Below are 6373 nucleotides of genomic sequence, written 5' to 3' on the forward strand. Positions count from 1 at the left end.
GGCTATTGTCCCGCCTCGCTCCGAGTGCCCTGAACCAGGGTGGGCGTGGCGATGATCTCCCCGGTGAGATCCCCGGCGATCTCGTCCGCCGCCCGGTGGGCGCTCGCCACGCAGGCCGGGATGCCGACCCCGTCGTAGACCGCGCCGCACACCCGCAGCGCGGGCAGCTTGGCGACCTCGTCGCGGATGCGGGCGACCCGGGTGAGATGGCCCACCGGGTACTGGGGCAGGCCGCCGATCCACCGGGTGACCTCGGTCGCCACCGGCCGGGCGGCGAGCCCGGTCGCGGCGGCGAGGTCGCGCAGGGAGACGGCGACCAGCTCGCCGTCCTCGCGGTGCAGGTGCTCCTCCTCGCCGTACCGGCCCACGGAGGTCCGCAGCACGAAGAGGTCCGGGGCCGCGTCGGCCACCCACTGCCACTTGTGCGTGGAGAAGGTGGCGGCCTTGATGGTGTGCCCGTCGACCGGCGGTACGAGGAAGCCGGAGCGCCCGTCGAAGGCCGTGCCGGTCACGTCGGAGCGCCGGAACGCCATGGTGACCAGCGCCATCGACGCGTACTCGACGCCCGCCAGTTCGGCCGAGGCGCCCGGTGACTCGGCGGCCAGCAGCGTGGCGGCGGACCAGGCGGGCACGGCGAGGACGATGCCGTCGGCGGGGACGGCCCGGGTGTCGGTGCGGATCTCCCAGCCGTCGGCGGTACGGGTCAGCCCGAGCACGGGCGTCTCGGTGAGGATCTCGCCGCCTCCGGCGCGCACGGCGTCGGCGACGGCTCCCGGGAGGCTGCCGATGCCGCCCTCGATGCCCTGGAAGACGGGGCCGCTCAGCTGCCGGGCGGCGGCCCGCTCCTGGAGCCGGGTGACCCCGTCGAGCAGGGAGCCGCCTTCCCGGGCGGCCTCGAAGAGCTGCGGTACGGCGGCGCGCATCGAGATGCGGTAGGCGTCGCCCGCGTACACCCCGCCGAGCAGCGGCTCCACCAGCCGGTCCACGACCTCGCGCCCCAACCGGTCCGCGACGTACGCGCCGACGGCGACGTCCTCGCCGACGGCCACCGGGGGCAGTTCACGGTCCTCGGCGATCCGGGCGAGCCCGTCGGCCGACAGCACCTCGCCCAGGACGGACGGGTCGCCCGGGACGCCCATCACATGGCCCTTGGGCATCGGGCGCAGCGCGTCGCGCGTCCACAGCGCGGCGGTGGCCGTGGCGGGCGGCTGGAGGCGGTCGCCGAGGCCCACGGCGCGGGCCAGGCCGACGGCCTCCGGGCGGCGGGCGAGCATGGACTCGGCGCCGAGGTCGACCCGGACGCCGGCGACCTCGCCGGTCATGAGCTTGCCGCCGAGCCGGTCGGTCGCCTCCAGGACGGTGGCCCTCAGCCCGGCGCCGACGAGCCGGTGGGCGGCCGCGAGTCCGGCGATGCCGCCGCCGATGACGACGACATGACGGGGGGCCCGGTCCGCGCGGTGTGTGGATGGCTGCATGGCTCCACTCTCTCAAACCGGTTCCCGGTCCCGACCCTGACCGGTTCGAAACCGGATTCCCGGGTCCGCCCGCACCCCCTCGTACGTCTCACCCACGCCATCGATCACCCGTCCTGGGGGGACAGCCATGCGAGGAACACCTCGGGTCCGCACCGGCCGGCGCGTGTGCGGGCCGGCCGCCGTGCTGCTGGCCGCCGCGCTCGTACTGAGCGGCTGCGGCGCGTCCGGCGACGATGCGGGCGGCACCGCCGACCGGGGCGTCGCCGGGGCACAGCAGACGCGTCGAGGGCGGGGCGGCGGCGCGGACGCGTACGGCGGCGCAGGGCGCGGGCGGGCTGGTCGAGAAGGAGACCACCGAGCGGATCGACTCCACACGGGACTCCTCGCACCTGGTGCTGCGCGTCCCGCAGGAGGCACGCCTTCGTCACGATGCTGCGCCGGCTGGCGATGGCGATCGGCGCCGCGGCCCCGTTCCTGGCCGTGGTGGCGGTTCTCGCCGCGCTGTGGCGGCTGCTGCACCGCCGGGGCGCGAAGGGCGAGTGAGTACGTCGCCGGCTCGGGCCGCCCCGTAGCGTGGGTGCTTTCGTACACGCTTCGGAGGGACCGGCATGGCGGCGGAACGACTGGTGGTCATCGGAGGGGACGCGGCGGGGATGTCCGCCGCGTCCCAGGCGCGGCGGCTCAAGGGCCCGGACGAGCTGAGCATCACCGCCTTCGAGCGGGGCCACTTCACCTCGTACTCCGCGTGCGGCATCCCGTACTGGGTCAGCGGCGACGTCACCGACCGGGACGACCTCGTCGCCCGGACGCCCGAGGAGCACCGGGCCCGCGACATCGACCTGCGCACCCGCACCGAGGTCACGGAGATCGACGTGGCGGGGCGGCGGGTGCGCGCCCTGGACCGGGAGTCCGGCGAGGCGTACTGGACCGGGTTCGACAAGCTGGTGATCGCCACCGGGGCCCGCCCGGTGCGCCCGGACCTGCCGGGCATGGACGCGCCCGGGGTGCACGGGGTGCAGACCCTGGACGACGGGCAGGCGCTGCTGGACACCCTGGAACGGACGGAGGGCCGGCGCGCGGTCGTCGTCGGGGCGGGGTACATCGGCGTCGAGATGGCCGAGGCGATGCTGAAGCGCGGCTACGAGGTGACCGTCCTCAACCGCGGCGAGCAGCCCATGGCCACGCTCGACCCGGACATGGGGCGCATGGTCCACGACGCGATGGACGGGCTCGGCATCACCACGGTGAACGGGGCGGAGGTCACCGGGATCAGGACCGGTCCGGACGGCCGGGTCGCCGAGGTCGTGACGGATCGGGCGGCCTACCCGGCGGACGTGGTGGTGCTCGGCATCGGCGTCCGGCCGGAGACGGCCCTGGCCCGGGAGGCCGGGCTGCCGCTCGGACCGCACGGCGGGCTGGTCACCGACCTGGCGATGCGGGTCCAGGGCCACGAGAACATCTGGGCGGGCGGCGACTGCGTCGAGGTCCTGGACCTGGTCGCGGGCCACACCCGGCACCTCGCGCTCGGCACGCACGCCAACAAGCACGGCCAGGTCATCGGCTCCAACGTCGGCGGCGGCTACGGCACGTTCCCCGGTGTGGTGGGCACGGCGGTGAGCAAGGTGTGCGACCTGGAGATCGCCCGGACCGGGCTGCGCGAGAAGGACGCCCGGGCGGTGGGCCTGCGGTACGTCACGGCGACGATCGAGTCGACCAGCCGGGCGGGCTACTACCCGGACGCGCGGCCGATGACGGTGAAGATGCTCGCGGAGTACCGCACGGGCCGGCTCCTGGGCGTGCAGATCGTGGGCCGCGAGGGCGCCGGGAAGCGGGTGGACGTGGCGGCGGTGGCGCTCACCGCCCGGATGACCGTCGAGCAGATGACCGCTCTGGACCTGGGCTACGCCCCGCCGTTCTCACCGGTCTGGGACCCGGTCCTGGTCGCCGCCCGCAAGACGGTGTCGGTGCTGCGGAAGGCGGGCACCGCCTGAGCGGCGCCCGCCTTCGCGCCGGTTCAGCGGGCGGTGCTGGTGTGGACGTACTCGACGAGGCGGGAGAGCGCGTCCGGGTCCATGTTCGGCATCACGCCGTGGCCCAGGTTGAAGATGTGGCCCTCCAGGCCGGCGGCCGCGTCCAGCACCTCGCGGGTCTTGGCCTCCACCGCGGAGGTCGGCGCGAACAGCACCGCCGGGTCGAGGTTGCCCTGGAGCGCCTTGCCGGGGCCGACGCGGCGCGCCGCCTCGTCCAGCGACACCCGCCAGTCGACGCCGACGACGTCCGCCCCGGCCTCGCCCATCAGGCCGAGCAGTTCGCCGGTGCCGACGCCGAAGTGGATGCGGGGGACGCCGTACCCGGCAACGGCGTCGAAGACCTTCGCGGAGGCGGGCAGCACGGAGCGCCGGTAGTCGGCGGGGGCCAGGGCGCCGACCCAGGAGTCGAAGAGCTGGACGGCCGAGGCGCCGGCCTCGATCTGGACCTCGAGGAAGGCGCCGGTGATCTCGGCGAGCCGGTCGAGCAGGTCGGCCCAGAGCTCCGGGTCGCCGTACATCATGGCCTTGGTGTGCTCGTGGTTGCGGGAGGGCCCGCCCTCCACGAGGTAGCTCGCGAGGGTGAACGGCGCGCCCGCGAAGCCGATCAGCGGGGTCTCCCCCAGCTCGGCGGTGAGCAGCCGGACGGCCTCGGTGACGTACGGGACGTCCTCGGGGGTCAGGTCGCGCAGCCGGGCCAGGTCGGCGCGGGTGCGGACCGGCTCGGCGATCACCGGGCCGACGCCGGGCTTGATGTCCAGGTCGATGCCGATCGCCTTGAGCGGGACGACGATGTCGCTGTAGTAGACGGCGGCGTCGACCTTGTGGCGGCGGACGGGCTGCATCGTGATCTCGGCGACGAGCTCCGGCATCGTGCAGGACTGGAGCATCGGGATGCCTTCGCGCACCTTGAGGTACTCGGGCAGCGAGCGCCCCGCCTGGCGCATGAACCAGACCGGCGTGTGCGGGACCGGCTCGCGCCGGCACGCCTTGAGGAACGCCGAGTCGTACGTGGCGGAAGTCTGCGTCTGCTGCCCGGAGGGGCGGTCGTTGGCACTCACGGACAGAATCTTCGCACGCGTGGACAACGAGCCCGGCCCCGCACGGGTGTCCTTCCGCGCGCGGAGCTCCCGTTCCGCCTACTCTTCCCCGCATGGCTGCGGCTCAGGGACACATCTCCGGTCAATCCGATGGCGCTGACGGCACGGACGGCGCGGAGGGTGGTGCCGTCCCGTCCGCGTTCCGTTCGGCGGTGGACGCGCTGCGCGCGGCGCGGCTCCGTCCCGAGCTGGAGGTGGAGCCGACCCGGCCGCCGAAGCGGCTCGCGCCGCACGCGTACGCCCTGGAGGCGGCGGTCGTCGACGGCGAGGACGACCTCGCCGACGGGCGGCTCGTCCTGCTGCACGACCCGGCCGGCCACGAGGCGTGGCAGGGGGCCTTCCGGCTGGTGACCCTGGTCCGCGCCGAGCTGGAGCCGGAGATGGCCGCCGATCCGCTGCTGCCCGAGGTCTGCTGGTCCTGGCTGACCGGTGCGCTGGAGGCCCGCGGCCTGTTCTACGGGGAAGCGGGCGGGACGGTCACGATGGCGGGCTCGCACTACTTCGGCGCGCTGGAGACCCGGCGTCCCGCGACACAGATCGAGATCCGGGCCTCCTGGACCCCGCGCGAGGGCCTGGGCGGCGCACCGGACGCGGGGGCGCACCTGGTCGCCTGGGGCGATCTGCTCTGCCAGATCGCGGGCCTGCCGCCGTCGGGTCCGCTCGACGCGGCGGTGGTCACGCTCCCACAGCGCCGGGGCCCGCAGGCGCCGTGATCCCTGCCGTGATCGGCCCGGACGGGGCGGCCTTCGGGCCGCCCCGTTTTCCGTGACGCCACGTCATGCGATCACTTTCAGCCAGCGGAAAACGCTCTCCGGAATCGACCGGGAACCCCATTTGCCCGAATTGTTACTCAACAAATCGTGATCTTCCCCTAAAGGAGCAGGGGTCTGCTGCCGAAGGAGTCAATGACCCTTCAAGCACGGTTCGCCCCGGCTTCATCCCCGAGCCGGCCCGTCCCGCCACTCCCCAGGAGGCCTGGTGTCCGTTCTCCTCGAGCAGCCCGCAAGCCTGGTCGCCTACCGCCCGAACAAGCCGACGGCCATGGTCGTCGTGGCCGACCCGCGCGTCCGTTCCACCGTCACCCGCCATCTGTGGGCCCTCGGAGTTCGTGACGTCATCGAGGCGTCGTCCATCGCGGAGGCCCGTCCCCGCGTCGGCAACCCGCGCGACATCTGCGTAGCCGACGTCCACCTGCCCGACGGTTCCGGGCTGACCCTGCTGTCCGAAACGCGAGCCGCCGGCTGGCCCAACGGTCTCGCCCTGTCCGCCGCCGACGACATCGGTGCCGTGCGCAACGCCCTCGCGGGCGGCGTCAAGGGCTACGTGGTCACCGGCACCCGTACCAACATCGGCCACCCGGCCCGACCCGGCGTCGCCCCCATCGGCGCCACCGCCGCCCGTATGCACCGCCGGCCCCCCGGCACCCCGAGCCACCCGGGCGGCTACCGCGAACTGTCCGGCCGCGAGGTGGAGGTCCTGCGGCTCGTCGCCGAGGGCCAGTCCAACAAGGCCATCGGCGTCTCCATGGGGCTTTCCGCCCTGACCGTCAAGAGCCACCTCGCCCGCATCGCCCGCAAGCTGGGCACCGGCGACCGCGCCGGCATGGTCGCGGTGGCCCTGCGGACGGGCATCATCCACTGATTCCCCGCCCCGGCCGGTGCACGACGTACGGAACCGGCTGGATTATGTGCATCGGCGTGGGGCGCCGGGAACGTGCGGCGGCCGGCCCCCCCCCCCCACCCCGCCGCGGGGCGGCTGGGCCCCGCCGCGG

At 74.4% G+C, this 6373-nt stretch carries 6 protein-coding genes; 3 read left to right on the plus strand and 3 right to left on the minus strand.

Features of this window, described 5'->3' with window-relative positions; all coding sequences use genetic code 11:
• Nucleotides 1-2: 2 nt before the first annotated feature.
• Together hemG and ACFUJY_RS04940 are read right to left on the minus strand one after the other, a co-directional pair.
• Nucleotides 3-1475 carry a protoporphyrinogen oxidase gene (hemG, locus tag ACFUJY_RS04935; RefSeq protein ID WP_383294613.1) on the minus strand — a complete coding sequence of 491 codons (1473 nt, stop codon included), beginning with the start codon at nt 1473-1475 and terminating at the stop codon, nt 3-5.
• An 88-nt stretch (nt 1476-1563) separates the two neighbouring features.
• Entirely contained in the window at nt 1564-1848 is a 285-nt protein-coding gene (locus tag ACFUJY_RS04940; protein WP_383294616.1) for a hypothetical protein, read from the minus strand.
• Nucleotides 1849-2083: 235 nt separating this feature from the next.
• Here ACFUJY_RS04940 and ACFUJY_RS04945 point away from each other — a divergent pair, with 235 nt between their 5' ends.
• On the plus strand, nt 2084-3466 hold the full coding sequence (locus tag ACFUJY_RS04945) for an FAD-dependent oxidoreductase (RefSeq protein ID WP_383294619.1): 1383 nt from the start codon (nt 2084-2086) through the stop codon (nt 3464-3466).
• Nucleotides 3467-3489: 23 nt separating this feature from the next.
• On the opposite strand, the gene hemE is transcribed toward ACFUJY_RS04945, so the two are convergent.
• Nucleotides 3490-4563 carry a uroporphyrinogen decarboxylase gene (gene hemE / locus ACFUJY_RS04950; protein ID WP_383294622.1) on the minus strand — a complete coding sequence of 358 codons (1074 nt, stop codon included), beginning with the start codon at nt 4561-4563 and terminating at the stop codon, nt 3490-3492.
• 92 nt (nt 4564-4655) lie between these two features.
• Between hemE and ACFUJY_RS04955 the strand changes: the two genes are divergently transcribed.
• Nucleotides 4656-5315 (plus strand): DUF3000 domain-containing protein, encoded by a 660-nt coding sequence (locus ACFUJY_RS04955; RefSeq protein ID WP_383294624.1) that lies wholly within the window; start codon nt 4656-4658, stop codon nt 5313-5315.
• A 265-nt stretch (nt 5316-5580) separates the two neighbouring features.
• Nucleotides 5581-6243, plus strand: a complete 663-nt coding sequence (locus ACFUJY_RS04960; RefSeq protein WP_018100712.1) for a response regulator transcription factor — start codon at nt 5581-5583, stop codon at nt 6241-6243.
• Nucleotides 6244-6373 lie beyond the last annotated feature (130 nt).

This window comes from Streptomyces sp. NPDC057249 (genome assembly GCF_042669245.1).
Lineage (GTDB): Bacteria > Actinomycetota > Actinomycetes > Streptomycetales > Streptomycetaceae > Streptomyces.

Excerpts from the sequence above, each read along its gene's own strand:
- ACFUJY_RS04955 (WP_383294624.1), top strand. The coding sequence starts at position 4,656 with ATGGCTGCGGCTCAGGGACACATCTCCGGTCAATCCGATGGCGCTGAC.
- hemG (WP_383294613.1), bottom strand. The coding sequence starts at position 1,475 with ATGCAGCCATCCACACACCGCGCGGACCGGGCCCCCCGTCATGTCGTC.
- ACFUJY_RS04945 (WP_383294619.1), top strand. The coding sequence starts at position 2,084 with ATGGCGGCGGAACGACTGGTGGTCATCGGAGGGGACGCGGCGGGGATG.